At 66.6% G+C, this 2,702-nt stretch carries 3 protein-coding genes; all 3 read left to right on the forward strand.

Annotated features, from left to right (window positions below; genetic code table 11):
* Positions 1 to 90 precede the first annotated feature (90 nt).
* Entirely contained in the window at positions 91 to 501 is a 411-nt protein-coding gene (tnpA, locus tag EAE28_RS23470; protein WP_127110887.1) for an IS66-like element accessory protein TnpA, read from the forward strand.
* Positions 498 to 851, forward strand: a complete 354-nt coding sequence (gene tnpB / locus EAE28_RS23475) for an IS66 family insertion sequence element accessory protein TnpB (RefSeq protein WP_127110889.1) — start codon at positions 498 to 500, stop codon at positions 849 to 851. Before tnpA ends, tnpB begins: the two co-directional genes overlap by 4 nt.
* Before the next feature lie 64 nt (positions 852 to 915).
* Positions 916 to 2,583, forward strand: coding sequence for an IS66 family transposase (gene tnpC / locus EAE28_RS23480; protein WP_127110891.1), 1,668 nt, complete (start codon positions 916 to 918; stop codon positions 2,581 to 2,583).
* The last annotated feature ends 119 nt before the right edge of the window (positions 2,584 to 2,702 follow it).

Raw genomic sequence — 2,702 nt, forward strand, 5'->3', positions numbered from 1 at the left:
GTATGCGCCGTCTCCGCCCCATTGATTTCGCCGGTTCCCCAGCACTGACCGAGAAGCGAGTTTCGCTCTGAGCTTCAGAGGGAGACGGCGATGGCGGACGGTGGGGATGGGTTCGAGGGCCGCATTGCGGTAGTCCAGCGGACGCGGGGGTATCGGAAATGGCCGGAGGAGGTGAAGGCCCGGATCGTGGCCGAGAGCTTCCGGTCTGGCGTTCGGGTTGTGGACGTCGCGCGGCGGCACGGGGTGCTCGCGCACCAGCTTTCGGACTGGCGGCGTCACGCGCGCCAGGGTCTTCTGGCTCTGCCCGAGGATGCCATGGAAGGACTGGAAGCAGCCTTCGTTCCCGTGACGGTGGAGCCGGACCCCGTAGCCGCGTCGGAGCCGGGTGGCTCTGCCGGGGCGATTACTATCGAGATCGGCGATGTGGTTCTGCGGGTTCCGGGGGATGTTCCGGCCGAGCGGGCGGCGGCCCTGGTGCGGGCGCTGCGAGGTGTGGCGTGATCGTCGCTGGCCAGCGGCTGCCGATCGTGGTGGCGACCAGGCCCGTCGACTTCCGCTGCGGTCATCAGGCGCTGGCGCTGATCGTGCAGGAACAACTGAAGCTTGATCCCCATTCGGGCGTGACGGTAATCTTCCGGTCGAAACGCGGCGACAGGCTGAAGATCCTGGTCTGGGACGGCAGCGGACTGGTGCTGATCTACAAGCGCCTGGAGCAAGGCAGCTTTGCTTGGCCGAAGATCCAGGACGGGGTCATGCGTCTGTCGCGGGCGCAATACGAGGCGCTGTTCGAGGGCCTGGAGTGGCGTCGGGTGGTGGCGCAGCGGGTGGTGCCTCCAGCTGCGGCAGGGTGACTCAGGCGGTCCTTTCAGGTCTTGTTTTGTTGGGCTTTCCAGCCTGATCGGGTAGAAAGGGGGCATGTCGCAGCCCCTTGATCTCAGCCAGTATCCCGACCTTCCACCCGAGGTGGTGAGGGCGTTCGAGGCCGCGCAATTCGAGCTGTCGGTGGAGCGCGCCGCCCGGCTGCACGAGCAGGCGGTGGTGGCCGAGAAGGAGGCCTTCATCGCCGAATTGAAGGAGCTGATCGCGAAGCTGGAGGGCCAGGTCGGGCAATATCGACACGCGAAGTTCGGCCCGAAGTCCGAAAAGCTCGATCCGGCACAGCTGGAACTGGCGCTGGAGGACCTGGAAACCGCCATCGCCGAGACCCAGGCGCAGATCGCCGCGGTCGAGGAGAAAATCGCGGCCAGCGCAACCACTCCAGAGACGATGACCCGCGCGCCTCGCAAGGCCCGTGCCCTGCCGGACCACCTGCCGCGGATCGAACGGGTGATCGAGCCGGCCAGCATCGGCTGCCCCTGCGGCTGTGGCGATATGGTCCGCATTGGGGAAGACAAGGCCGAGCGCCTCGACATCATCCCGGCCCGTTACCAGGTGATCGTCACCATCCGCCCGAAATACGCCTGCCCGAAGGGGCGGGCCGGGGTGGTTCAGGCCAAGGCACCGGCGCATCTGCTGGAGGGGAGCTGGCCCACCGAGGCGCTGCTTGCCCATGTCGCGCTGGCCAAGCATTCCGAGCATATGCCGCTGAACCGGCAGGCTGTGGTCATGGCCCGGCTCGGCGTGCCGATCGACCGCTCAGTGCTGGCGGACTGGTTGGGCCGCACCGGCGCGCTGATCGCGCCGGTGGTCGACCGCATGGCGGCGCTGCTGAAGACCGGCAGCTCACGGCTTTACATGGACGAGACGACGGCGCCTGTGCTGGACCCCGGGCGCGGCAAGACCAAGACCGGCTATCTCTGGGCGATGCTTCGGGACGACCGGGGATGGGGAGGTCCCCTGCCACCCGGCGTGGTCTTCCACTACCGCCCCGGCCGCAGCGGTGACTATGCCGACGAAATCCTCGACGGCTTTGATGGCACCATTCAGGTTGACGCTTACGGCGGTTACAGCCACTTGGCCAAGCCTGTCCGAAAGGGCGGCAAGCCGTTGGCGCTGGCGTTCTGCTGGGCCCACGGCCGGAGAAAGCTGATCAAGGCCAAGCCGAAGAAGGGCTCGCCCATCGTCGACGAGGCGCTCCTGCGGATCGCGGCCCTCTACAAGGTTGAGGACGCCATCCGCGGCTCCGCCCCCGAACACCGCCGCACAGTCCGTCAGGAACTGTCCCGCCCGTTGGTGGACGCCTTCTTCAGCTGGCTCACCGCCCAGGCCGCCCGGGTCTCGCGCAAGTCCGATCTTGGCGAGGCCATGGCCTACATGCTCCGCCGCCAGGACGGCTTCCGGCTGTTCCTGGACGACGGCCACGTCGACATCGACTCCAACCTGGTCGAGAACGCCATCCGCAGCCCGGCCATGAACCGCCGCAACGCGCTCTTCGCAGGTCATGACGAGGGCGGCCGGTCCTGGGCGCGCTTCGCCAGCCTGATCGGCACATGCAAGATCAATGGGGTCGAACCTTATGGCTATCTCGTCGATCTGTTCACCCGGCTCGCCAACGGCCATCTCCACAAGGACATCGACACGCTGATGCCCTGGGCCTACGTCCCGGCTCCCAAACTGGAGACCGCCTCAAATCCGGGAAAATGACCTCATCCGGGACTCCCCGGTGAGCTCATATGAGTTCTGAAATCCGCAAACGCCAGTCGACAGCGCCACCGAGCGGGCGACCGCAAGCGGAACATCAATGGGGCGGAGACGTCGCTTAC

This window comes from Pararhodobacter zhoushanensis, from assembly GCF_003990445.1.
GTDB lineage: Bacteria > Pseudomonadota > Alphaproteobacteria > Rhodobacterales > Rhodobacteraceae > Pararhodobacter > Pararhodobacter zhoushanensis.